This is a genomic window from Salinimicrobium catena, assembly GCF_900102915.1.
GTDB classification, from domain to species: Bacteria; Bacteroidota; Bacteroidia; order Flavobacteriales; family Flavobacteriaceae; genus Salinimicrobium; species Salinimicrobium catena.
In genome coordinates this window covers 259,327-282,728 of record NZ_FNGG01000001.1, presented here as the reverse complement: position 1 = coordinate 282,728, position 23,402 = coordinate 259,327, and the positions used below count along the sequence as shown (strand labels likewise).

The 23,402-nt window shown below is 45.3% G+C and carries 23 protein-coding genes; 8 read left to right on the top strand and 15 right to left on the bottom strand.

Annotated elements, in window-relative coordinates; translation table 11 throughout:
- Positions 1-30 precede the first annotated feature (30 nt).
- Positions 31-1,290, top strand: coding sequence for a DUF389 domain-containing protein (locus BLS64_RS01285; RefSeq protein WP_093110955.1), 1,260 nt, complete (start codon positions 31-33; stop codon positions 1,288-1,290).
- A 20-nt stretch (positions 1,291-1,310) separates the two neighbouring features.
- Here BLS64_RS01285 and BLS64_RS01280 read toward each other — a convergent pair whose 3' ends face one another.
- Together BLS64_RS01280 and BLS64_RS01275 are read right to left on the bottom strand one after the other, a co-directional pair.
- Positions 1,311-1,670, bottom strand: a complete 360-nt coding sequence (locus tag BLS64_RS01280; RefSeq protein WP_093110953.1) for a YraN family protein — start codon at positions 1,668-1,670, stop codon at positions 1,311-1,313.
- Positions 1,670-2,266, bottom strand: coding sequence for a hypothetical protein (locus BLS64_RS01275; RefSeq protein WP_093110951.1), 597 nt, complete (start codon positions 2,264-2,266; stop codon positions 1,670-1,672). Before BLS64_RS01275 ends, BLS64_RS01280 begins: the two co-directional genes overlap by 1 nt.
- Positions 2,267-2,388: 122 nt before the next feature.
- On the opposite strand from BLS64_RS01275, the gene metG reads away from it, so the two are divergent.
- From metG to BLS64_RS01260, 3 genes are all read left to right on the top strand, one after another.
- Complete coding sequence (metG, locus tag BLS64_RS01270) at positions 2,389-4,500, top strand: methionine--tRNA ligase (protein ID WP_245693350.1); 2,112 nt, start codon at positions 2,389-2,391, stop codon at positions 4,498-4,500.
- A 59-nt stretch (positions 4,501-4,559) separates the two neighbouring features.
- Positions 4,560-5,462 (top strand): histone deacetylase family protein, encoded by a 903-nt coding sequence (locus BLS64_RS01265; protein WP_093110949.1) that lies wholly within the window; start codon positions 4,560-4,562, stop codon positions 5,460-5,462.
- Between the two features lie 105 nt (positions 5,463-5,567).
- Positions 5,568-6,017, top strand: a complete 450-nt coding sequence (locus BLS64_RS01260; protein WP_093110947.1) for a hypothetical protein — start codon at positions 5,568-5,570, stop codon at positions 6,015-6,017.
- A 64-nt stretch (positions 6,018-6,081) separates the two neighbouring features.
- On the opposite strand, the gene BLS64_RS01255 is transcribed toward BLS64_RS01260, so the two are convergent.
- From BLS64_RS01255 to BLS64_RS01245, 3 genes are all read right to left on the bottom strand, one after another.
- On the bottom strand, positions 6,082-6,531 hold the full coding sequence (locus BLS64_RS01255; protein WP_093110945.1) for a YybH family protein: 450 nt from the start codon (positions 6,529-6,531) through the stop codon (positions 6,082-6,084).
- Between the two features lie 184 nt (positions 6,532-6,715).
- A complete protein-coding gene (locus BLS64_RS01250; RefSeq protein WP_093110943.1) occupies positions 6,716-7,048 on the bottom strand; it encodes a single-stranded DNA-binding protein in 333 nt (110 codons plus the stop codon).
- 28 nt (positions 7,049-7,076) lie between these two features.
- Positions 7,077-7,409: a single-stranded DNA-binding protein gene (locus BLS64_RS01245; protein ID WP_093110941.1), complete on the bottom strand. Its 333-nt coding sequence runs from the start codon at positions 7,407-7,409 to the stop codon at positions 7,077-7,079.
- A 193-nt stretch (positions 7,410-7,602) separates the two neighbouring features.
- Here BLS64_RS01245 and BLS64_RS01240 point away from each other — a divergent pair, with 193 nt between their 5' ends.
- Positions 7,603-8,082 (top strand): hypothetical protein, encoded by a 480-nt coding sequence (locus tag BLS64_RS01240; RefSeq protein ID WP_093112223.1) that lies wholly within the window; start codon positions 7,603-7,605, stop codon positions 8,080-8,082.
- 142 nt (positions 8,083-8,224) lie between these two features.
- Positions 8,225-8,572, top strand: a complete 348-nt coding sequence (locus tag BLS64_RS01235) for a hypothetical protein (RefSeq protein WP_093110939.1) — start codon at positions 8,225-8,227, stop codon at positions 8,570-8,572.
- On the opposite strand, the gene BLS64_RS01230 is transcribed toward BLS64_RS01235, so the two are convergent.
- Positions 8,569-9,036, bottom strand: coding sequence for a CBS domain-containing protein (locus BLS64_RS01230; protein WP_093110937.1), 468 nt, complete (start codon positions 9,034-9,036; stop codon positions 8,569-8,571). The genes BLS64_RS01235 and BLS64_RS01230 overlap by 4 nt on opposite strands.
- Positions 9,037-9,176: 140 nt before the next feature.
- Between BLS64_RS01230 and BLS64_RS01225 the strand changes: the two genes are divergently transcribed.
- Both BLS64_RS01225 and BLS64_RS01220 read left to right on the top strand, forming a co-directional pair.
- Positions 9,177-11,492 carry a M20/M25/M40 family metallo-hydrolase gene (locus BLS64_RS01225; protein ID WP_093110935.1) on the top strand — a complete coding sequence of 772 codons (2,316 nt, stop codon included), beginning with the start codon at positions 9,177-9,179 and terminating at the stop codon, positions 11,490-11,492.
- A 92-nt stretch (positions 11,493-11,584) separates the two neighbouring features.
- Positions 11,585-12,400: an NAD(P)H-binding protein gene (locus BLS64_RS01220; RefSeq protein WP_093110933.1), complete on the top strand. Its 816-nt coding sequence runs from the start codon at positions 11,585-11,587 to the stop codon at positions 12,398-12,400.
- A 9-nt stretch (positions 12,401-12,409) separates the two neighbouring features.
- Here BLS64_RS01220 and BLS64_RS01215 read toward each other — a convergent pair whose 3' ends face one another.
- From BLS64_RS01215 to BLS64_RS01175, 9 genes are all read right to left on the bottom strand, one after another.
- Positions 12,410-13,654 (bottom strand): DUF418 domain-containing protein, encoded by a 1,245-nt coding sequence (locus BLS64_RS01215; protein WP_245693349.1) that lies wholly within the window; start codon positions 13,652-13,654, stop codon positions 12,410-12,412.
- A gap of 94 nt (positions 13,655-13,748) precedes the next feature.
- A complete protein-coding gene (locus BLS64_RS01210; protein WP_245693348.1) occupies positions 13,749-14,525 on the bottom strand; it encodes a sulfite exporter TauE/SafE family protein in 777 nt (258 codons plus the stop codon).
- A gap of 41 nt (positions 14,526-14,566) precedes the next feature.
- Positions 14,567-15,229: a DUF6624 domain-containing protein gene (locus tag BLS64_RS01205; protein ID WP_143019254.1), complete on the bottom strand. Its 663-nt coding sequence runs from the start codon at positions 15,227-15,229 to the stop codon at positions 14,567-14,569.
- 45 nt (positions 15,230-15,274) lie between these two features.
- Positions 15,275-15,937: a hypothetical protein gene (locus BLS64_RS01200; RefSeq protein WP_093110929.1), complete on the bottom strand. Its 663-nt coding sequence runs from the start codon at positions 15,935-15,937 to the stop codon at positions 15,275-15,277.
- 86 nt (positions 15,938-16,023) lie between these two features.
- The gene (locus BLS64_RS01195; protein ID WP_093110927.1) at positions 16,024-16,812 is read right to left on the bottom strand and encodes a hypothetical protein; all 789 of its coding nucleotides are present in this window, start codon (positions 16,810-16,812) and stop codon (positions 16,024-16,026) included.
- Between the two features lie 12 nt (positions 16,813-16,824).
- Positions 16,825-17,433, bottom strand: coding sequence for a hypothetical protein (locus BLS64_RS01190; RefSeq protein ID WP_093228599.1), 609 nt, complete (start codon positions 17,431-17,433; stop codon positions 16,825-16,827).
- Positions 17,434-17,567: 134 nt separating this feature from the next.
- Positions 17,568-18,203, bottom strand: a complete 636-nt coding sequence (locus BLS64_RS01185; RefSeq protein ID WP_093110923.1) for a class I SAM-dependent DNA methyltransferase — start codon at positions 18,201-18,203, stop codon at positions 17,568-17,570.
- A gap of 207 nt (positions 18,204-18,410) precedes the next feature.
- Positions 18,411-20,477 (bottom strand): M13 family metallopeptidase, encoded by a 2,067-nt coding sequence (locus BLS64_RS01180; RefSeq protein WP_093110921.1) that lies wholly within the window; start codon positions 20,475-20,477, stop codon positions 18,411-18,413.
- Positions 20,478-20,539: 62 nt separating this feature from the next.
- Positions 20,540-23,401 carry a S9 family peptidase gene (locus BLS64_RS01175; RefSeq protein WP_093110919.1) on the bottom strand — a complete coding sequence of 954 codons (2,862 nt, stop codon included), beginning with the start codon at positions 23,399-23,401 and terminating at the stop codon, positions 20,540-20,542.
- Position 23,402 lies beyond the last annotated feature (1 nt).

The window sequence follows — 23,402 nt, the reverse complement described above, 5'->3', positions numbered from 1 at the left end:
CTGTTACTGGCAGATTAAAATCTATTTTTCATGCGACAGCTTATCCTTAAGATCCCGGGAGGACACAAAGATGAGGTTCTTAAAACCGTTGAAGAATTCAGCGGAAAAAACACTATTCATTTTGCTAATGGCGACCAGGATGTGTTCTATATCTACCTTCCCAACCAAAAAGTAAATGATTTTTTGAAGAAGATCGATGATTACGAGGAACCCGAGGTGAATTTGATCCCAAGGGGCGTTATCGCTTTGTATCCCCCGGCTTCAGAAGCTCCCGACCAGGTAGCAGATGTACAACCAAAGAGTTCCCTAGAGATCTATTTGGGAGGAATTCAAAGTGTAGGCTCGATCTTCGGGCTCATAGGATATTCATTCGTTTCGGGAATAATTGTTTGGATTGGGTTATTCACCAATGTTAATTTTTTACTCGTGGCCGCCATGCTGGTAGCTCCCTTTGCAGGTCCGGCCATGAATGCCGCTTTGGGAACCGCAGCCGGTAAGACAGATCTTTTAAAAAGCAGTCTTGGCCGGTATGGGATGGCCATTCTGGTGGGAATAGTGGCAAGTTTTCTCATGACGCTGTTGTTTCCGCTTACAACCCTTACGCCTTTAATGGAAGAGATAAGCCAGGTTTCGAAATTCGCGGTATTACTTCCGCTGGTTTCAGGCTTTGCCGGTGCGGTGAATATCTGCCAAAGCGAGCGCGACAGTTTGGTTTCAGGCGCGGCAGTGGGAATTTTGGTTGCGGCTTCCCTGGCGCCGCCCGTTGGTTTGGTGGGTGCCGGGCTGTATATGATGGATTGGCAGGTGGTTTTCAGCAGCCTGTTCAGGATCCTATTGCAGTTGCTCGGCATCCATTTAACTGCAACCCTAGTTTTCTATTTCTACGGAAAAGTAAATCCGCGGGGAGTCCGATTTTTAAAAGGCAGTAAAATGATGGGCCTTGTGACCACCGGTTTGGTAGTGATCGGAATCGGTGCGATGATGTTCTGGCAGTTCAGTCAGCCTCCATTTCTGCGGAAGGCCAGCATGAATACCGAGCTTACTGAAATATTGGATTCTGAACTGCAAAATCTTTCCTATATCAAGGTGCTGCACAAAGGAGTGACCTTTACCAACGAGAAATTTCAGGATACGCCGGTGGTGACCTTTGGAGCCACTATTATGCTGAAGGATACGACCATGGATCAAGAGACAGCCAAAAAAAGGATCATTGAATACCTCAAAAAGAACATGGAGTACGACTACGACAACCTCTATGAGGTTTACGACATTAAGATAGTGGACCGCTAAATCTTCCGCAGAAGAGTTTTTCAGAAGTGTAGAAAAGCGTCCTCCAGGTGCTCAATACGCGTACCTGCTTTGTTCCTGATGATCGCGATAATGTCAAATCTCACCTCGACCTCAAGTTTATTATCATTAACGTAATGATCTACAGCTTTTACCAGAAGATTGATCTGTTTTTTCTTGACAAACTCCTGCGGATCTCCAAAATCTGGTGTACTGCGGGTTTTAACTTCCACCGCAGCCAAAATATCCTCCTTTTGGGCCAGGATATCCACTTCGGCTTTTTGGAAACGGTAATTGCGTTCCAGGATATGGAAACCTTTTTTCACCAGGAAGGCTACTGCCATTTCCTCGCCTTCCTGCCCCAGGGCATTGTGATCGGCCATTAATTATTTCCCGTTACCTCGGGCTGTTGAAGTATGATAGCCCTGACCCTGAGTTTAAGGTTGTCGATCTCATCTTCTGTGGTCTCAATCACCTTATCTGTATAAAAATCTCGGGGAGGAGCTACGGTTGGTTCAAGAAATACCCGGATGTTGGAATTCTCCAATCCGCCCTTGTTCCAGTCAACCGCGCCGCTGTAGTCCCAGCCAAAGCCGTAGAATTTTAAAGGACCGCCATTGAGCTCTACCAGTTCCTCATAAGTGGTTCCAATATGTATCCCGGTTTTTGAGCGCCAGCGGCTTTTTCCGTCAAGGTAGATCTGGTGCAGTTCGGTGCGTTCAGGATCTTTCCAGATGACCAGGATCTTATCAGTTGAATGCGGATAAAGTATCGAATAGGAGCGTTCTACCGTTCCTTCTTCAAAGAATTCACTTCCGTTAGCGATCTGCGCTTCAGGATAAATGTTCTCCAGGTCCTGCTGGGCAATAACATCGGCCAGAACCTCCATATCGAATTTTTCCGGAGAACTGGCGGTAATTTTTTTATTACCACAGGAAGTCAGGACGAATAAAGTACAAACAAGTAAAAGTAATCTCATAGCTTTTTTTCTTAAATTTAGTGAGGAATACCTCCACTCCCTCGGCCTTTTACAAGAATTTAACGTGTATTCCCCTGCACTTGCTTAACTTTACAGCCTTTAAAATTCAACCTGAAAATTTGATGGAATCCTCTAACAGATATACGATCACGGCAGCTTTGCCATACACTAACGGACCTATCCATATTGGCCACCTGGCCGGGGTTTACGTACCCGCCGATATTTATGCCCGCTTCTTAAGAATGCAGGGGCAGGATGTGGCGTTTGTGTGCGGTAGTGATGAGCACGGAGTACCGATTACCATAAAGGCCAAAAAGGAGGGGGTAACTCCGCAGGATGTGGTGGACAAGTACCACAAGATCATAAAAAAGTCTTTTGAGGACTTCGGAATTTCATTCAACAATTATTCGCGCACCTCTGCAAAAGTGCACCATAAGACCGCTTCGGAATTCTTCAAAAAACTCTACGACACCGGAAAGTTCACTGAAGAGTCCACGCAGCAGTTATATGACGAGCAGGCGCAGCAATTCCTGGCCGACCGTTTCGTGGTGGGAACTTGCCCCAAGTGCGGTTATGAGGAAAGTTATGGTGACCAGTGCGAAAAGTGCGGAACTAGTCATAACGCTACAGATCTTATCAACCCAAAATCGGCTATTACAGGGGCAACTCCGGTTCTCAAGGAAACCCGCCACTGGTTTTTGCCGCTTGATCAATATGAAGGATGGCTTAAGGAGTGGATCCTGGAAGGCCATAAGAAGGACTGGAAACCGAATGTTTACGGACAGGTAAAATCCTGGATAGACGATGGTTTAAGGCCTCGTGCGGTGACTCGGGATCTTGACTGGGGAATTCCCGTGCCGGTTGAAGGGGCAGAAGGCAAGGTACTTTACGTATGGTTTGATGCGCCTATAGGTTACATTTCCTCAACCAAAGAATGGGCAGAGAAGACCGGCAAAGACTGGGAGCCTTACTGGAAGGATGAAAACACCAAACTCGTTCATTTTATTGGGAAAGATAACATCGTCTTCCATTGCATCATATTCCCGGCCATGCTTAAGGCTGAAGGCAGCTATGTGCTTCCGGAAAATGTACCCGCGAACGAATTTTTGAACCTGGAGGGCAAAAAGCTTTCCACCTCAAAGAACTGGGCGGTATGGCTGCATGAATACCTGGAAGAATTTCCCGGCCAGCAGGATGTGTTGAGATACGTTTTGACCGCCAACGCGCCCGAAACCAAGGATAACGATTTCACCTGGAAAGATTTCCAGGCCAGGAACAATAACGAACTGGTAGCCATTTTTGGAAACTTCATCAACAGAGTGGTGGTGCTTACCAACAAGTATTACGACGGGATCGTACCTGAACCTGGGAACTATACAGAAATAGACGAACAGGTACTGGCCGAACTTCGCGCTTATCCGGCAGTGATCGCCAGCTCTATTGAGCGCTACCGTTTCAGGGAAGCCCAGGCAGAGTTAATGAACGTGGCCCGTCTGGGGAACAAATATTTGGCCGATGAAGAGCCGTGGAAGCTAATTAAGACCGATGAGGAAAGGGTGAAGACCATCATGTATGTTGCCCTGCAGATAGCTTCGGCTTTAGCCACACTGAGTGAGCCTTTCCTGCCGTTTACTGCGGAAAAGCTGAAGAACATGCTTGATTATGGCAAATCCTCTTCAGAAGCGGTCATCAGTACCAGTGGAGTGGTGTTGGAAGATTCCGAAGAGAACGAGTGGGAACAGATAGGCCAGAGGACCGAATTATTGCCTGCCGGGCACGAAATAGGAAAAGCAGAATTGCTTTTCTCAAAAATTGAAGACGAACAAATTCAGAAACAATTGGAAAAACTGGAAGCGACAAAAACAGCGAACGAAGCTGAAAATAAAAAAGCCGAACCCCAGAAGGAGATCACCACTTTTGAGGATTTCACCAAGATGGACCTGCGGGTTGGAACCATTGTAGAGGCTGAAAAAATGCCAAAAGCCAATAAGCTTCTGGTCCTGAAAGTTGACACCGGTATCGATGTGAGAACCATTGTTTCGGGTATCGCCCAAAGCTTCAAACCTGAAGAGATTATTGGCAAAAAAGTGACTGTGCTGGTGAACCTGGCTCCAAGAAAGTTGCGCGGGGTAGAGAGCGAAGGCATGATCTTAATGACAGAGAACAAGGAAGGAAAACTTGTTTTCGTGAACCCCGATGAAGAAGGGGTGAAGGAGGGGACGGTGATTTCATAGGATAAAATTTTGACAGACCTAACAGGTTTCCAAAACCTGTTAGGTCTAATTTAAACCGAATGCTCAAGATCGCTTACCATCCCATATACGTCCTGCCTTTGCCAAAAGGCCACCGTTTCCCGATGGAAAAGTATGAGCTGGTGCCGCAGCAACTTCTGCACGAAGGCACCTGTACCGAAGAAAATTTCTTTGAACCTGACTTCCCTGATGAAGCCGATATTCTTGCGGTTCATGATAAGGAATACGTGGAGGCTTTAAAGCAACAGACCCTTAGCTACAGGGAAGCACGGAAGATTGGATTACCCCTTTCAAAAAGGCTTGTAGAGCGCGAATTCCTTATTGCCTCAGGTACCATAAAAGCTGCAGAGTATGCCTTAAGGTATGGCATCGCCATGAACGTTGCAGGTGGTACTCACCACGCCTATACCAATATGGGAGAAGGATTTTGCATGTTCAACGATCAGGCGGTGGCAGCGAAATGGCTGCTTCGGAAGGGCCTGTCTAAAAAGATCCTGATGGTAGATCTTGACGTGCACCAGGGAAACGGAACTGCCGAGATCTTTGCAGGTGATGATTCCGTCTTCACCTTTTCCATGCATGGGAAGAATAATTATCCATTTAAAAAAGAGAGATCTGACCTGGATATTGAGCTGGAGAATGGAATCCGGGATGAAGAATACCTCAGGATACTAAAACAGACTCTCCCAAAACTTATCGAAAAACAGAAGCCCGATTTTATCTTTTACCTGAGCGGAGTAGACATACTGGCGACCGATAAACTGGGGAAACTCGCCTGTACTGAAGCAGGATGCAAGGAACGAGACCGGTTCGTACTACAGACCTGTCATGACCTGAATATCCCCGTAGAGGTGAGCATGGGCGGCGGTTATTCGCCGCATATTAAAAATATAGTTGATGCTCATGCCAACACTTTCAGACTGGCGCAGGAGATCTTCTTTTAAATCTGCAGATTGACAAAAATCAGGAAATATACTGGTGATATTTTCTAATTTCATGTACAGGATCTCTCTCTGTTGATCGTGAGAAAGCTGTAAAAATGAATTGTCATGCTCCCAGAAGTGCGTTTGCCGACCGAAGATGAGTATATTATTTACCTGTACCGATTTTACTTTACAACAGGTTTAGGACATACAATAATCTCGATCTTCATCTTTCTTGACCTGCTTGGTCTTTCTGAGTTCGACTATAATAATTTCTACGAAACTTCTTACGTTATCTTGGTTTTTTCAATTGTGTACGGATTTATTCCCTTTTTATTCTTTCTTCCTTTCCTGGTAAAACTGGCCAGGTACAGCCGAAAAAATAAGTGGTTGAGTCTTCCAATTGTTGTATGGGTATCACAGTTCCTGTTCGCAAATTTATCACCCTATTCACAATTCTTTATTGGGCTCGCCGTACTGTGCTTTGTATCCTACGGATTGACAGGAATGGCGGCAGGCATTCACGGGATCAAAAAGATAAGGGCTTATGAGAAACTTACCTTGAAAAGAAAATAAAAACCAAACCCGCCTCTGAAAGCGGGTTTTTGGTTGTACTTATAGTTTAACTTCTATTTCCTGTTCATTTCATCGAGGTGCTGACAATATCCCGGTAAATTTTCCACTCATTGCCATTTTTCTTCCACAGCGTGGAATAAGTTCCTTTGTCGATTACTTGCCCGTCGGGGGAGGTGATCTCGTAATTTCCAATTTCGGCAGCATAATTACCAAAGCTGTGGACTTCCTCCGCATTGATGTTAAGTTTCAATCCATTGGCCACCATCCCCTTGTGAGCTTGAATTACAGCCTGTTGACCATGTAGGGCCTCCTGGCCTGAGAGTTTGAACAAGGCATCATCTGCGAAATATGAACCAAACTTTTCCGCATCCTTGTTTGCCAGCGCCTGTTCCATCTTTTCCCCGGCCTCGAGAATGTAGGCTTTAACTTTGTCTGATGAATTGCCTGAAGATTGTGCCTGTACGCTTCCAAAGAATAATAATCCAAGCGATAGTAGTGTGAAAACATTTTTCATATTGATCGGTTTTAGGTTACGATTTTGAAGCAGGCATAATTCGGAATGTATTAAGGGGAAGATTTTGGGAAGTTTAAATATAGGAAATATTTAATAACCTGCTGAAATATGCTGTTTTACACTGGTAACGTATCCCTTAAAAAAGAAAATCCCACCGGTATGATGGGATTTTTCTTTACAATATTTATTTTTCGGGAAACAGCAGTTCCCTGCACAAAACCTCGGTCACATATTTTCTGTTTCCGTTCTTATCAGTATAACTGCGACTGCTTAGCTTTCCTTCAATTTCTACTGCCTTGCCTTTAGGTACTTCTTTTTCTATCATTTCGGCGATTTTGCCCCAGGCAACGATGGCGTGCCATTGCGTATCCGTGATCTTTTCTCCTAAATGATTGCGGTAGGTCTCACGGGTGGCCAGAGAGAATCGGGCCAGTTTTTTGCCGGTGCTCAGGTTCAGGATCTCTGGTGCCTTTCCCACATTTCCGGACAGCTGTACATGGTTTTTTAAATTATTCATGATCGTATGTATTATTGTATACAAGTCCTTATTTTCCGAGTAACAGCAGCTCATTGCATACTACTTCTGTGATATACCTTTTTTTGCCCTCTTTATCTTCATAGGTGCGGCTGGTAAGTTTTCCTTCCACGCCGATCTCCTTACCTTTAGGTACATAATTTTCAACCAGTTCTGCGGTCTTGCCCCAGGCCACCACATTGTGCCATTGCGTGTCGGTGATCTTTTCTCCTTTGTTGTTCTTGTAGGTCTCATTGGTGGCGATAGAGAATTTTGCCAGCTTTTTACCCGATTCAAGAGTTAGGATCTCGGGTGCGTTACCTACGTGGCCAATCAACTGTACTTTGTTTCTTAATGTATTCATGATTAAAGAATTAGTTTAGTTGAAAATCATTCGTTCATTTCAACGAGACAAACATACCACGTCAAAAAACCCATAACCGGTTGATACTGATTTGTTTTCGTTTACATTCGTTTGTAAGCGTTTGTACACGGTAAATCGCCTGCACCACTTAATTTTTGTAATATTATCTCTTCGGAAAAAACTGTCTAAAATGATGAAACCCGCTTCGGTCAAAGAACTCAAAGATGAACTCAAACACCGCTCGCCCCGGGAGCTCCTCGAGATCGTCTTGCGTCTCTCCCGCTTCAAAAAAGAGAACAAGGAACTGCTTACCTACCTGCTTTTTTCCGCGGCCGATGAAGAAGGCTATATTGAAGCCGTAAAACAGGAAATGGATGAACAATTTCAAGAGATCAACCGCAGCAGCTATTATTTCATGAAGAAAAGCATGCGCAAGATCCTTCGGAATGTGAAAAAGTTCAGCCGCTATTCGGGTAAAAAGGAGACCGAAACCGAGCTGCTCATCTATTATCTTCAGAAAATGGATAGCTTTAGCCCTTCCATACATCGCAACAAAACCCTGCAAAACCTCTTTGACCGACAGCTGGCACTGGTGAAAAAGAACATTCCGAAGTTACATGAAGACCTGCAGTATGATCTTAACCTTGAGCTTGAAAAATTGAGTAGGGAGTAACGTGTATTGGGAATTGAGTAATTTTAGAGACAAGAGACAAGAGACAAGAGACAAAAATATCGCTAAAAATCTTGAACTCTAAACCACAAACCACAAACAAGGAACCATAAACCATAAAAGAAAAAGTGCTAACTTTAATAATATGGAAAAAGCCTGTTTGGAATGCGGGGAGAAGATCGTTGGCAGGACCGACAAGAAATTTTGCAGTGATTACTGCCGCAATTCCTATAACAACAACCTGAACAAGGACCGTAAGAACCTAGTGCGCAACGTGAACAACGTGCTGCGCAAGAATTACCGCATCCTGGAGGAACTAAACCCGGCCGATAAAACAAAGACCAGCAAGACGAAGTTGCTGGCCAAAGGTTTTAATTTTGATTATTTCACGAGTATTTACACCACCAAGACCGGAAATACCTATTACTTTGTGTATGATCAGGGTTACCTGCCCCTGGAAGGTGATTATTATGCCCTGGTTAAGCGCATCTAAGAATGCCAGTTGTCTCCCTTGAGATTCAAGGCTGCGCGTAATACATCACGCTGACTGATCTGGCCAATCAATTTCCCGTCTTTCACGATGGGAAACCTACGGAATTTGCACTCAATGAATTTCTTGGCGGCATCGAGTACGTTCATGTTAGCGTCTATGGTCTCCACATGGCAGGTCATTCGTTGCTTTACGGTATTGTGATCGTCTGGCATATTATAATATCGACAGTCCGAAATATGTTTCATACAATCCCCTTCAGAAATGACCCCAACCAGGTTGTTCTTTTCGTCGACCACACATCCACCAGAGATACTATGCTTCATAAGCAGTTCCATCACTTCATAGATAGACTGGTCTTCAGTAAAAGTGACCAGGTTAGTGGACATATAATCTGAGACCGATACAGAGGCCGTTTCCACTTTTTCGGGCTCCGCTCTTCTTCCCTGAAAACTTTTTATTCCCATAACATAAGTCTTTGATTATTAGTTCTTAAAATAGATATTTTGCCTGAAATTTCCGAATCTCAAAAAGACAATTAGCAATTATTTAAGATATTGTAGCTGAAAGCTTTATTCCTTGCCTGTCTTTTAAATATATTTGGCTTATGAGCAAAAAAATTCAAGCCCTCCTTTCCTTTCTTATCCTTGTTGCTGCCATCTTCTGGAGTTTCTACGGAACAGGTCCTCATGTTGAACTGCAGCAGGATATTCCTGCGGAAGAATTCTCGGTAAAAAGGGCTTTTTCGCATGTAGAGGCTTTGGCTCAGGAACCTCATTATGTTGGCAGCGCTGCCCACCGAAAAGTGCGGAATTATATAGTTTCAGAACTTGAAAAAATGGGGCTTCTGGTGCAGACGCAGGAAGCCTATTCTCTCAACAAGAAGGGACTGCTCACCCGTCCGCAGAACATTCTTGCCCGCATAGAAGGTTCGGGTAATGGCAAGTCGCTCTTACTGCTCACGCATTACGACTCTGCCATGCATTCCTCTTTTGGAGCCAGTGACGCCGGCAGTGGAATAGCGACCATCCTGGAAGGCGTACGCGCTTTTTTAGCCTCCGGAAAAACCCCGAAAAATGATATTATCCTGCTATTTTCCGATGCTGAAGAACTTGGTCTTAATGGGGCCGATATTTTTGTGGAAGAACATCCCTGGGCCAAAGATGTTGGCCTAGTCCTCAATTTCGAGTCCCGCGGAAGCGGTGGCGATTCCTTAATGTTCCTGGAAACCAATGATGGTAATCGCAGGCTGCTGGAAGAATTTCTGGAAGCCGGGGTGGAATATCCCGTGGGGAATTCCCTCGTGTACAGCATTTATAAGATGATGCCCAACGATACAGACCTTACTGTGATGCGGGAGCAGGGAAATATCAACGGATTCAATTTTGCCTTTATTGACGATCATTTCGACTACCACACCGCGACAGATCTGCCTGTTAACCTGGACATCAACAGCCTCGCGCACCAGGGTGAATACCTCATGCCGTTGCTGAATTATTTTAGCCACAACTCCTTAGAAGATATGAGTTCTGAAGAAGATATGATATTTTTCAATCTTCCGGTGTTGGACCTGGTCATGTACCCGTTCTCCTGGATCTGGCCCATGCTGCTGCTGGCTGCAGTGGGCTTCCTTGCGGTTATTGGTTTCGGTTTCTATAAAAAGCACCTGCAAATTTCGGCGGTGTTCAAAGGATCTTTGCCCCTGCTGCTTTCGCTTGTGCTTGGGGGATTGCTGAGTTATGGCCTGTGGGAGCTGGCGTTGTACCTGTATCCGCAGTACCTGGAGATGGAGCATGGCTTCACCTACAACGGCTATTTTTACATTGCTGCAGCAGCCTTTCTGAGTCTGGCTGTAGCGCTTTACATTTATAATGCCTTCAGGAAGCCCGGAAACGAAGCTGCTCTTTTTGTGGCCCCGCTGTTTTTCTGGCTTCTTTTGAGCCTGCTTGTAGCAGTGTTCCTTCAGGGAGCAGCCTATTTCATCGTTCCGGTCTTCTTCGGAATTATCCAGCTGTTCCTGATGCTGAAAAAGCCCAGATTAGAACTGCCTGTGCAGGCACTTCTGAGTTTGCCCGCCATCTTCCTCTTTACAGATTTTACGGTACGTTTTCCGGTAGCCTTGGGGCTAAAGATCATTTTTGTGACCGCAATTTTGACGGTATTGCTATGGGTGCTTTTGTGGCCGGTTTTTTCCCGCTACAGCAAACTTCAGTTGCTCGGTTTTTTGAGTTTTCTGACCTTCCTCGTGTTCTTTATGGTAGCGCATTTCACAGCCGATTTTTCTGCGGAAAGACCACGGCCAAACAGCCTGGTTTACGTGTATGACAAAGAAAGAGATGTGGCTACCTGGAATTCGTATGATCATCAACTTGATGAGTGGAATGCGCCTTACTTTGAAAATGCTTCCGAAGTAGTTTCTGAAAAGCCTGAGTTCAGCAGTAAGTACGGATCAGCCTTCAGGCATACAGCCGTGGCTCCCAAAGTGGAGGTGCCGGCTCCTTTTATAAGTGTAGAGAAAAAAGCCTCGATCAATCCTGAAGAAGATGCTTATTCGGTAAAGATCGCACCTAACCGGCAGATCAACCGTTTAGAGCTGTACCTGGACAGGAATTTTGACTTCCGAAGTTTTACTGCCAACGGAAATGAAGCGCCAAAGCTGCAGCCGGAATTCAGTGAGCTGCATGTTTTCAAGAACCGATGGAACGACCGGTTGCTGGAGTATTATCCGGTGAGCCGCGACACCCTGAGGCTGGTAATGGCGGTGGAGAAGGGAATGCACCCTACAATTCAGTTATATGAATCTGCTTATGATCTTTTTGACCACCCGCAACTCGACGTGGAGCCCCGTGGGCCAGAAATGATCCCCAGGCCTTTCGTGCTGAATGATGCGGTGATCCTGAAGAGTTCTTTTAAGTTGGAATAATATAGAAAATAGAATAGAGAGAAGAGAAAAGATACGGTTTGAAAGCACCAAATTCCAAATTCCAAATCCCTAATCACCAATCCCCAGGAATCATGTCAGATAAGAAGAACATCGCTATTTTAGGAACCGGCTGGCTGGGTTTGCCGCTGGCGAAAATGCTGCTGAAAAAAGGTTCTTCGGTAAAGGGTTCCACTACTTCTGAAGCAAAGCTCGACAGTTTGAAAGCTGAAGGCATTCAGCCTTACCTCGTAAAAGTGGCTGCGGAAGGTATTTCGGGGGACATCAGCGGATTTTTGGCAGAAACAGACGTGCTGATCGTGGACATTCCGCCGGGGCTGAGAAAGGATCCGAATTTCAATTTTTCGGGTGGAATTAAAAAGCTTTCCGAAGAAATTGAAAAAGCGAAGGTCAAAAAAGTGCTTTTTGTGAGCTCTATTTCAGTGTACGCAGAAACCGAAAGCTTTAAGATCTACACCGAAGCTGCTGCGCCCAACGCCACATCCCGCGGCGGAAAAGAACTTGCTGCCGCGGAAAAAATATTAATGAAAAATCCTTTTTTTGAGACCACGGTGCTGAGGTTTGGCGGATTGTTCGGGCCTCAACGGCATCCTGTAAAGTACCTGGCGGGCAGAAAAAACCTTTCCAATCCGCTGGGGCCGGTCAACCTGATCCATCAGGAAGACTGCATCGGGATCATTCTAAAGATCCTCGAAAAAGAGGTTTTTGGAGAGGTGTTCAACGCTGTTTATCCGCTTAGCCCTCCGCGGGAAGAATACTATCAGAAAAAAGCAAAGGAACTGGGGCTGGAACCACCGCTCTTTGATCACTCAAAACCTTCCGCAGGAAAGATCATTTCCGCATCTAAAGCGATGCGGGAGCTTGATTATGAGTTCAAGCAACCGATATAAACCGGCTTGTTACAGAGCGCCTTCTTTTGCCTCGGGAATTTCTTTTTTACTGGATCTGGTAATAGGCAAGGCCTTTTTGTAGGTAAGGCTTCTCCATAGCCATTCCATAGGTCCATACTTGAAGTAGCTAAGCCAGAGTTTGCTGTAGAGCACCTGGAAGGCAAAAACGGCTGTGGCAACAGAAAGAGTCTGTGAGGGGCTCATGGTTTCATAAAGTGAAAATCCGACCGAGGAAAACAGAAGGAGTCCTATCACACTTTGCATAAGGTAATTGGTGAGTGCCATACGTCCGGCATGTCGCAACGGCTTCAGAAGAAATTTCAACTTCGTATTATACCACAACCAGCCAATGATCCACAGGTAGAACAGCCCCATGAAAACATCTGAAAGCACCATGGCTTTTATAAAATAAGGTCGCAGAAGATCGTTGGAGTACATTCCGTAATCTGGTAACACGAACAGGAAAAGAATTCTGTATACGTTGGTTATTAGCCCTAAAATGAGCATTGGAGTCCTGATCTTTGTAATATAACTTTCAAGGGAATCGTAAATGCGGTTCTTCCCCAGGTATAAGCCCAGCAGGAACATGGAGAGAGCGAGCGGGGCAAGAAAACCAAGAAGCATGGGCAGGTTGGCCATATACTCCAGTGCCCTTAGTTTTAAACCTTCCAGGTAAGAGCCGTGGTTGATCACCCTGTTCACTTCAGCTCCATCAAAACCGCTCAGGAACCTTCCCGGATCAAAATTCATTTTTCCGAAGAGATAAAAAAGCACCTCATCGTAAAAAGGAAATAAGAGGAAGAAACCTGAAAGAAAGAGGATGATCTTATTTGATCGTGAAAGGAGCAGCGTGACGAAGAGGCCCAGCAGGGCATAAAGGTGCACCACATCGCCAGACCAAAGGAAAAGGATATGTCCCACCCCTATGAGAAACAGGAAGAACATTCTTCGGCCAAAAAAGGAAAACGAAAGCTTGTTTTTTGCTTTCAGCTTCAGGGCCTGCATAGAGATCCCAAGCCCGAACAACAAAGAAAAGATAGGAAAGAACTTTGTATAAAAGAAAAGCTGCAGCACGCGTTCAGCAAACTGATCAATGCCCGAGGTCCACTGCTTAGCAAATTCATCCTGGTTGAGGAAAGTGGAGTTCATGATCACGATGTTCACTACAAAGATGCCCAGCAGGGCAAAACCGCGATAAACATCTAAAAGATCGATGCGTTTGCTTTTCGCCGTTGGGCGGATAGAATTTTCCAAATTTATTGCTCGTTTTGCCTCTAACTAAGGCTGGTTCACCACAAATTTAACATTTTCTAAAGAAAGGGCGGTCCTGCCCATAATAATTGCTTTATCACACTATGCCGGCAGCAAGCAGCACAGAAAAAACCAGGAGCATAATTCCCACGGCCAGATGCAGGGTTTCGATGGTGATCTTTTTAAGCACCCGGTGGCCAATGACGGCACCTGTAAAAGCAGATAGGGTTGCGGCAAGCAACAGGGCGTAATCGATGCTGTCACCGGTCCTGAGAATGTCTGCGGAATATACCGTTAACCTCGAAATATCGATGAGCACCGATATGGCGATGCCGGTGCCGATAAAAGCTTCTTTTGAGAGGCCTGCCCTGATGAGAAAAGCCGTGCGTAAAGCCCCCTGGTGACCGGATAGGCCGCCGAAGAATCCGCTCAAGGTGCCGCCCAGCGGCAAGTATTTTGGTTCGAGATTCAGTTTGACCAGTTTGGGTATGATGTCAAAAAGGGCAAAAACGAACAATAGTAAAGCGATCACCAGTTTTAGCGGAGTGATGTCAAAGCTGCGGCCTGCCAGGGAGTAACTTAGAAGGGGCTCGGTTTCTGAGAGCAGCGTGAGCAGGTAAGCCCCTGCAAAGGCAGCCAGGATGGCCGGCGCCCCAAATTTCAGCAGCACCTGTTTATTGGCTTTTTTCCCTATCAGACTAAGCTTAAAAAGGTTGTTCAGGAAATGCACAATGGCCACCAGTGCCACCGAGATATCAACCGGAAAGAACAGCGCGAAAACCGGCAGGAGGATGGTGCCCAGACCAAATCCCGAAAAAAAGGTCAGGCCCGAAGCCAGGAGCGCGAAAAGACAAATAATGAAATATTCCAGCATGGGATGTGGTCCTGTTTAAGCCAAACTTAAATATTCCCAAGCTATTTTACATCTTCCAATTTCAGCTTTTTATAAGTAACGTTCATAGATTCCGCGTATTCTTCAATGCTTCTCTCAAAACCCACCTGTTCTCTCAGCGCATTTACCTTTTCGGGCGATCTGATAGGCCAAAAGTAGAACTGCCATTTTCTTTCCCCTGTTTCAGGGTCATTTATTACTCCACTTTTTAACTGGGTACCGTATTTCTGTTCCTCTCCGCGGTACATCAGTATTCTGTCTTCCATGGTGGCGACAAGGGTCATGGGTATTTCCTTTTCCTCACCCGCTTTTTGAATAAGAGGAAAAAATTTCTCCAGCTGGTTGGAATGCTGGATCACGTACCAGGCGGCCTTATTTGTTGGGGTCCCTACCAAGGACTTTCCGGGGTAACCATAGCTGGAGATGATCTCTTTTACCCGATGAATATGTATAGTATCCTGTTTCGCAACGATCTCCCAGCCTTTTTGCTCGAGGTCTTTAGCTGTATAACCGAATTTTTCCAGGATCACCTCTTTTTCTTCCTGCGGAATAGAGGTGAAGAGTTTTCTGAGTTCCTGGTCCACTTGCATTATAGAGTCCAGCTGTTGTTTTAATTTGGTATTGATCTGCTGGGCGCTTGCATGTAATGAGCCAATTAAGAGTAATAGTAATAAGAAATTTTTCATTTGAAAGTACTTCTTTTTAGTTGTTCCTGAATAAGCCATGGGGAATTATCTGCTTGTTCTTGCCTTTTTAAAAAAGAAAGGAATAAAGATAGCTACTGCCAGTAATAGGCCCGGAAGTACGTCATAAGCAGCCTCTCTTCCCATGTTCTTATATAAGTAGAAAAAAGAAAAAATGCCAACTACCAAAATGATCGCAAAAGTAATCTTGTAAGCAGGGGACACAATTCTCTCTTTATTCCCGGGATGAACCTCTTCCATTTGAACCAGAAAATGCTGATAAAAAGCATCGTAGTTTTTGATCGCTGCGGAAGACCAGCACGGGATGACAGAGATTGTTTTATCAGCAAATTTCAGATGCAAACTTTCCCGGGTGCCAGAATTAAAAAGACTTCCCCTTCTGAATTCGTAATGCTTAATTTCCTGAAGCAGGTATGTGGTGCCGTCTATTTTCAGCTGCTTAGCTTGATCATTGATCTCAATTGCCGTTTTTTTCCAAAAGAATTTCTTGCGGTTTGAAATGAAGTAAATCGGAGGGAGAATGAATAAAAGCACTGGCAGAATATTATTCCGGTAAAGTTCTTCCGGAAAAAAGTTCTGGTACTGTGGATCCCGAAGATATGCCCATAAAAAAGCTGGAATGAAGACATTCAGTAGGGTTATTATGGCAATCACCCATCTATTTCTAAGGGTGTCAAAGGTATACTTCATGCTGTACAGAAAACTAGTGATGGAATTCTTTATGTAATTTCAGCTAAGATATTCTAAGTTTTAGCAGCACGCCCACATGGGAGTGGTTATTGCTTTTCTACAGGAATTTCATTAATAACCTCAGAACTGGCCGTAAGCTCCTTATGGCCCTGGATGCTGGCATTGATGTCCCTGGTCATTTCCAGGGCAACAGCCTGGCTGGTAACTGTGAGGTTTTCAACGAGGTTTTTCATGGCCATTTTCTTGACCTTAGAATAATTAGTAGTGTTTGAGGCAAAATCCATGATCCTGTTTTCCACATAATCCTTTTCCAAAAGAAGGGCTCCCTCATGGTCATATAGTTCAAGATTCAGAAGAATCTTACCTACTGATTTCTGTGCTTTGGCTTCGGCTGTACTAAAGCTTCCAAAACCAAATCCTTTGTTCATATAATCGCACTTAATATCAAGTTCTTTAACCCTTACTATGGCTTTGTAATCTGTTTCACTGCCCTCTTCCTTAGGAGTTCTTTGAAGTAACCCAGACCTGTCAAATGTGCCGAAAAAGGAATTTTGCAGAACGGAAAGTGCCGTCGGATTGCTAGCATTGTCTCCCAGAGTAATTGTCATATCATACTCGTAGGTGAAAAAGACGAGCAGGTATAAAAAATGTCCGTCATTCTTGAAAACAGTTGATTCAGGAGTGAGTGGACTTTCATTCAGGACTTCAAAAGCAATTGTCTTATCACTTTTTTCAGGCACCTGTTCAGAATCCAGGATAAGAACAGGTTCATATGCGGTGCGATTTATCTGTTTTTGCAGAGACTTGGGCCCAACGCAATTGGTAAATAGCAGACCCAGGGCCATGAGAACAAATAGGGAGGTGAATTTTTTCATTTTGGTTGGTTTTTAGGAATATCGAAGATATTTGATTCTCGTCTTTATAAGATCAGATTGGATCTCGTTAAGTTCATATATGTCAATGATCTCCTGGTACTTTTGAATGAAGTAAGGCTTATCCAGGTCGGGACCTTTGTTTATTTCATATTGAATGTCAAGTTTAAGCAATTCAAAATGCAGAGGTATTAAATTTGGCTTAGCAGTCGTAAGCTTTTCAAGGCTTGCTTCATTCTTTTTTTTCATGAACAAAAAAAGACTCTCAAGGTAGATCTCTACTTCAGAGTTCTTAAACTCCTGTTGATCCAGAATCTCTCTGGCTTTGCCGAACTTTCCTTTGTTGCAGAGATACACGAAGGATTTGAACTCTTTGAACCCTTCATCTTCCACTGTCTGCACAGGGATCAAAAGAGGCTTTAAAGAAGAGTCCTTAGTCTCTGAATAATAGTGGTAAGTGTGAGTGGGACCTGTGGCAGAATAGCCTGTATAAGCAGAATGGCTTACCTGGCCCCCCATAGATGAAGAACCCTGGTGGTCTTTAAGACTGGTGGTTAATACATATTTAGGCGTGGAACAGGCGCCCAGGGCAAGGAATGCCACACATAAGCAGAGTTTTTTCATATGATCAGGTTTGGAGCTTTATTACTGATAATCCTGCTGTGTAGGGAGAAGCAAAAATTATCTGATTGCTAATATATTGTTAATTTTTTTAAGAACTCTCGGAGAATTTAAAAAAAGCTCCGTGAATCGACTTATCAAGATATCTTCCGGGTTAGCAAAATCGTATGTGTTTCTTTCGGTTTTCCAAGCCGCCGGTAAATTTTGTAATAGATCTGAACTATCTCAAAGCCGTTTTCCTTGAGCTCCTGAGTAATATCAGAAAGAAGATGATAATAGAAGAAAACCCGACTACCGTCACCTCCTGTTTGATATCCTGAATCCTGCGGATCACCTTCAACAAAGCTGAAATACAAAATGCCTGGATCAATAAGTAATCTGGTTGCTGCTTTCCAAAGCTGCCGCAGGTCTTCCGCAGATAAATAGGGTGCACAGAAGCCCGCAATGATACCGTGAAATCTTTTATCGAGAGTCTGCAGATCGCGGATATCCATGACCTTAAAGTCGGCAGTTGGATTGTTCTTTTTGGCGAGCTCCAGCATTTGTGGAGAGACATCTATCCCGGTGATCTTATAATCGGCTCGCTTATGGAGAAGGTAATTGGTGATATTACCGGGGCCACAGCCCAGGTCAAGGATCTTTGAGCCTGCAGCAGGCAAAAGCGCGCAAAAAGCATCATAGGTGTCATTGTACAGGTTAAAGTCAAAGAAGCTGTCCTGGTAGAGTTTAGCTACTTTATTCCAGGTGTTGAATGTTTCCTTGTATGTGTCCATGGCTCTTACGGTAATTAAAGAGAGTAGGTTGACTAACTGCGGAGAGGGGTAATAAAGTTAATTTTATTTTATGGCGAAAACAATTTGATCTGGTCGTTTTACATAAAAAAAGCCCCTTCTGTTAAGAAGAGGCTTAGAAAATTTTAGTTTTTAAGAGATTCCTCCTTCGTCGGAATGACAAAGAACCTCTAATATTTCAGAAGAATCTTACCAGATCTTCACCCGGTTCTCAGGCTTCACGTACATTGGATCTCCTTCCTGAATGTTGAAAGCTTCATAGAAGACGTCAATGTTCTGTAATGGAACATAAGCGCGGTACTGTCCTGGGGAGTGCGGATCGGTTTTGATCCTGTTCCTCAAGGCTTCCTCTCGCATCTTGGTTCTCCAAACAGTAGCCCAGCTCATAAAGAAACGCTGCTCCGGAGTGAATCCGTCGATCTTTCCTGGGTTTCCATGTTCTTCAAGGTGTATCTGGAGGCCATCATAGGCGGCGTTCACACCTCCTAAATCTCCAATGTTCTCACCTAATGTGAATTTTCCGTTGATGTATACGCTGTCAAGCACTTCAATGGCACTGTACTGGTCTGCCAGGGCTCCACCTAAAGTTTCGAACTGCTCCAGGTCTTTCTCGGTCCACCAGTTGTTCAGGTTTCCATCGGCATCAAAGCGTGCGCCGCTGTCATCAAATCCATGAGAGATCTCATGACCGATTACGGCTCCAATTCCGCCGTAGTTCACGGCAGCATCGGCCTTATAGTCATAGAAAGGCGGCTGTAAAATAGCCGCAGGGAATACGATCTCGTTGTAGCTTGGGTTGTAGTAAGCGTTCACGATCTGCGGTGCCATGAACCACTCGCTCTTGTCAACCGGCTGCCCCAACTTGGCCATGTTCTCTTCCACGTGCCATTTGGCGGCATTCAGCATGTTCTGGAAGTAAGATCCGCCTTCTTCAGGCTTTTTCACTTCAAGCGTGCTGTAGTCTTTCCATTTATCCGGATAGCCGACTTTAATGGTAGTGGTGTTCAGCTTTTCCTTGGCCTTTACCTTGGTGCTGTCGCTCATCCAGGTAAGCTGATCAATTCGGTTTTCGAATGCCTTTACCACGTTCTGTATCATTTCTTCAGCAGTAGCTTTGGCTTCAGCAGGGAAATGTTCTTCCACGTATAATTTTCCGAGGGCTTCGCCAACTGTTCCGTTGATGGTTGACAGGGCACGCTCGTCTCTTGGCAGTTGCTCCTGGGCACCTCTAAGAGTCTGCTCGTAGAATTCCCAGTTCGCTCTTTCGATTTCGGTGGTCAGCATGCCGGCAGCATCATTGAACAGGGTCCATCTTAGATATTCTTTCCAGTCATCTACATTGCTGGCAGAAAGTGCCGACTGCAATGAAGCCATGTACTTGGGCTGACGAACAATGACGGTGTCCACATCTTTGGCCCCGATCTCGCTGAAGAATTTGTTCCAGTTAATAGCCGGAGTGGTCTTCTGAAGTTGGGCCACTGTCATAGGATTATAGGTCTTGCGGGCATCGCGACGCTCCACCTTGTCCAGTCTGGGCTCGGCCATAGCGGTCTCAAAAGCGAGGATCTTCTTTGCGCTAAGTGCTGCTTCCTCTTTTGAATCTCCTAAGTACTGAAGCATCCTGGTAATATGAGCCTCATATTTTTCACGTTTTTCCTTAGAATCAGGATCCTGTGCCACATAATAATCCCGGTCCGGCAGGCCTAAGCCTCCAGGAGACAGGTAAGCTGCGTTCCTGTTGGAATTTTTGGCATCGGCGCCCACTCCGAAGCTGAAGAATCCGCCGCCGCCATACTTTTGCATTTCGGTAAGGTATTGCTGCAGGTCTTCTTTGGTTTCAATTGCTTCGATCTTGGCCAGGTAAGGCTCAATAGGTTTTATTCCCTGCTCGTTGCGGGTAGCCGTATCCATGATCGTCTTGTACAAATAGACCGCTTTTGCCTGGTCGCTGGCCGCATCAAGCTTCTCATTTTTAGACGCGGCCTCTAAAAGGGCAAGTGCATCTGCATCGGTCTGTTCTCTTAATTCGTTAAAACTGCCCCATACGGTCTTGTCTTCTGGGATCTGGTTGGTGTCCAACCAGCGCCCGTTCACGAACCGGAAGAAATCTTCGCGGGCAGTAACGGTGGTATCCATGTTCTCGAGGTTGATCCCTCTTGTCTCTTCAACTTGTGCGGTTTCCTTATCATCCTTACAGCCGACCATGATCGTCGCTGCTGCCATTGGAAAAAGGAATGCCTTGTGTATTCTCTTCATGTATTGATAAATTTTTATTGGATGCGAAAAGTAGTAAAGAAAACTGATGTTTTCATAAGTTTTTAATTAGCTGTTTCACTGCCTGCAGAAGTGGCTTTGACATCCAGGTCATAGCGCAGGTCTTTGCCCTTCATCACCGCCGGAACTCCCTGGGTCATCCACTCGGGTGCCGGGGCACCTTTAAGGTAATGATCAAAGAACTGCATCATTCTTATGGAAAGGTCAAACCTGTTCTTGGTCTTCCTTAGGTTGTGCGCCTCGTCGTTATAGACCAAAAGCCATACCGGCTTGTTAAGCCTTCGCATTCCCATGAACATTTCAATGCCCTGGTAGTAGGGAACTGCCCCGTCCTCATCATTATGCATGATCAAGAGCGGAGTTTCGATATTGGGGATCCCAAAAAGAGGAGAGTTTTCGATGTACAGGTCAAAACCTTCCCACAGGTTCTTTCCTATTCGGCTTTGGGTCTTCTCATACTGGAAGGCACGGCTCAACCCGCTTTGCCACCTGATGCCCCCGTAGGCTGATGTCATGTTGCTCACCGGTGCACCGGCCATGGCAGCTTTGAATTTGTTGGTTACGGTAACCAAATGTGCCACCTGGTAACCACCCCAGCTTTGTCCCTGAATGGCCATATTTTCGGAGTCGATGAATCCTAATTCTTCCACCGCTTCTACTCCCGAAACGATCGCATTATAGGCGCTCTCTCCCGGCTTTCCTTCTTTATAGACAATATCCGGAACGAATACTACGTAGTCGTTGCTTACCAGGTAACTCATGTTCACAATAGAGGCGCTTGGCTGCGGACTGTGGTAACGGTTGAGGTTGTCACTACGCTTCTCGTAGAAATAGGTGATAAGCGGATATTTTTTGTTGGGATCGAAATCTTCGGGCTTGTACAGGAGTCCGTCAAGCTGCGTGCCGTCATAGGCCTCCCAGGAGATCATCTCCACGGTTCCCCATTTGAAATCCTGTTGCTGCGGATTCGCATTGGTCAGCTGTACAGGCTGTGATTTTGGTCCTTTTAGCAGGTGCACATCAGGGAAATGCTGAAAGTTCTCTTTGGCAAAAACCAGGTTGTCGTCATTCTCTGCCAATTCGAAATCACTCAGGTGATGTGCCGCATCTTCAATAAGTACCTGTTTTTTTCCGTTTCTGGAATTAAGGCTGAAAAGAGCCTCAGATTTGTCTTTTTCATCAAAAGCAGTGACCAGTAAATCTTTGTGGTAGGTGCTGGCATTATTCCGGTGATCGGGATCCAGCCGAAGCGTGCGGTAAACGATCTGGTTTTTTCTGCCGTCACGGGTGATGTTCACCGGTTTTTCAGCTTTTGCCAGGGAAGTGCTCCAGATGTCGAACTGGTCGTAAAGAAGCACTTTTCCGTCTTCTGTAAAACCACCAAATCCGTATGGCCATGGCATGGTAGGCACGTCGTTTTCCTCATCAAAGAAATTCACCTGTAGGTCTTTCGTCAGGCTTCTTTTGGTGTTGGCTTTTAGGTCAAGTACCCACCAGTTACGGTCTTCCATATCATAATAAACCGCGAAATTCCCGTCAGGAGAAAGATCCGGGTCCATAGCCTGGGCCTCGATGGCCAGCCTTTTTTCTCCGGTTTGGGTATCTACAATGTAGTAATCGCGTAACCACGGATATTCCCAGCTGCGCTGCACATTATACGGGGTACTGGTATAACCCAGCGCGTAACGCTGTTCCCCGGTGTCACCAAGCTTGATATACTCCAGCGTCTCATCATGCAGCTGCACGATCTGCCCGCTTGAGGTGTCATAAAATGATCTGTAGGCCTTGTCTTTTAACTCTTCAAGTCTGGCTTTTTGCTCGGGCTGGATCAATTTGTCCTTGTAGCTCCACACGTCTACCTGCGGAATTTCCTCATCAAGCAGGGTGGTGTCAACGTCCAGGTCACGCACAGGGCGGGAGTAGAAGAATAGTCTTTTACCGTTCTCTGAAAACTGCGGCTGCTGGGCTGCGCTGAGCTTCCAGTTCTTTTTCAGATTCTTTCCAAGGGTGTCGGTAAGTTGTTTTTGAGCCAGGTCTTTTACGTAAAACAGCTCATACTTCAGCGAATCGGTTTCCGTAGAATCCTTTGCCGAAATATAGGCCAGCTGCTGCCCGCTGTTGTCTATGGCCAGTTGAGTGTAGGAATACCGTCCCGTATCCAGCTGTTTTCTGCTCATCTCTCTAACATCATAGGCAAAAACCCCAAGATCGCCTTTCTTTTCGCCTTTTGTGGTCGAAAAGATGAAGCGGTTCCCTTCTTTAGGCAAGGCAAGATCCTTGATCTGGAAAATGCTGTCTGTTTTCCCTTTTTTGAGGTGGTATACCAGGGCGTAATCTGCTTTTAAAGCAAGATTTTCTGGCTTTCTGGTCTTCAGGCTGTCTTTTTCTTTTTCTTCGGAAGCTTTTGCGGCAGTGGTGTCTTTTTCCGGCTTCAGGTCTTTGTGCTTCTCGATCACCACCCAGCCGGTGACGTCTTCGGGCGCTTCGAATTTCTTCACCCTTTGCACAGAATCCAGGATCTTATTCGTTGCCACGTCATAGATGAAAAAAGCATCTTTAGTGCGTTTTTCTTCCTTGACCTCCTCTTTCTTTTCACTGCGGGTAAGCTCATAAGCAGGCTTCCGCAGAAAATAAACGTAATTACCGTCTCCTGAAATACGACTGTTATAACCATTCTCAAAAGTGAAGGATTCACCGGTCTTTGCATTGTAGATCTTGATGTATCCGTTACCACGGCCGGTACCGGTCACTATGGTAGTGACAATGGTGTTCCCGTCTTTGGAGATCTGGGTATTTTGTACGCGCTTCCAAAGGTTGTAGTCTTCATGGGTAAGCGACTTTTTTTCCTGGGCAAAACATAGGCCCGACCCCAGGAAAAGGGCCAGGAGGGCAATTCTTTGAAACATG

Coding starts and splice junctions, on each gene's coding strand:
- BLS64_RS01260 (WP_093110947.1), top strand. CDS start 5,568: ATGCTCCCAGAAGTGCGTTTGCCGACCGAAGATGAGTATATTATTTAC.
- metG (WP_245693350.1), top strand. CDS start 2,389: ATGGAATCCTCTAACAGATATACGATCACGGCAGCTTTGCCATACACT.
- BLS64_RS01255 (WP_093110945.1), bottom strand. CDS start 6,531: ATGAAAAATGTTTTCACACTACTATCGCTTGGATTATTATTCTTTGGA.
- BLS64_RS01180 (WP_093110921.1), bottom strand. CDS start 20,477: ATGAAGAGAATACACAAGGCATTCCTTTTTCCAATGGCAGCAGCGACG.
- BLS64_RS01185 (WP_093110923.1), bottom strand. CDS start 18,203: ATGGACACATACAAGGAAACATTCAACACCTGGAATAAAGTAGCTAAA.
- BLS64_RS01235 (WP_093110939.1), top strand. CDS start 8,225: ATGGAAAAAGCCTGTTTGGAATGCGGGGAGAAGATCGTTGGCAGGACC.
- BLS64_RS01195 (WP_093110927.1), bottom strand. CDS start 16,812: ATGAAAAAATTCACCTCCCTATTTGTTCTCATGGCCCTGGGTCTGCTA.
- BLS64_RS01220 (WP_093110933.1), top strand. CDS start 11,585: ATGTCAGATAAGAAGAACATCGCTATTTTAGGAACCGGCTGGCTGGGT.
- BLS64_RS01225 (WP_093110935.1), top strand. CDS start 9,177: ATGAGCAAAAAAATTCAAGCCCTCCTTTCCTTTCTTATCCTTGTTGCT.
- BLS64_RS01250 (WP_093110943.1), bottom strand. CDS start 7,048: ATGAATAATTTAAAAAACCATGTACAGCTGTCCGGAAATGTGGGAAAG.
- BLS64_RS01265 (WP_093110949.1), top strand. CDS start 4,560: ATGCTCAAGATCGCTTACCATCCCATATACGTCCTGCCTTTGCCAAAA.
- BLS64_RS01280 (WP_093110953.1), bottom strand. CDS start 1,670: ATGGCCGATCACAATGCCCTGGGGCAGGAAGGCGAGGAAATGGCAGTA.
- BLS64_RS01210 (WP_245693348.1), bottom strand. CDS start 14,525: ATGCTGGAATATTTCATTATTTGTCTTTTCGCGCTCCTGGCTTCGGGC.
- BLS64_RS01230 (WP_093110937.1), bottom strand. CDS start 9,036: ATGGGAATAAAAAGTTTTCAGGGAAGAAGAGCGGAGCCCGAAAAAGTG.
- BLS64_RS01190 (WP_093228599.1), bottom strand. CDS start 17,433: ATGAAAAAACTCTGCTTATGTGTGGCATTCCTTGCCCTGGGCGCCTGT.
- BLS64_RS01200 (WP_093110929.1), bottom strand. CDS start 15,937: ATGAAGTATACCTTTGACACCCTTAGAAATAGATGGGTGATTGCCATA.
- BLS64_RS01245 (WP_093110941.1), bottom strand. CDS start 7,409: ATGAATACATTAAGAAACAAAGTACAGTTGATTGGCCACGTAGGTAAC.
- BLS64_RS01175 (WP_093110919.1), bottom strand. CDS start 23,401: ATGTTTCAAAGAATTGCCCTCCTGGCCCTTTTCCTGGGGTCGGGCCTA.
- BLS64_RS01285 (WP_093110955.1), top strand. CDS start 31: ATGCGACAGCTTATCCTTAAGATCCCGGGAGGACACAAAGATGAGGTT.
- BLS64_RS01275 (WP_093110951.1), bottom strand. CDS start 2,266: ATGAGATTACTTTTACTTGTTTGTACTTTATTCGTCCTGACTTCCTGT.
- BLS64_RS01240 (WP_093112223.1), top strand. CDS start 7,603: ATGAAACCCGCTTCGGTCAAAGAACTCAAAGATGAACTCAAACACCGC.
- BLS64_RS01205 (WP_143019254.1), bottom strand. CDS start 15,229: ATGAAAAATTTCTTATTACTATTACTCTTAATTGGCTCATTACATGCA.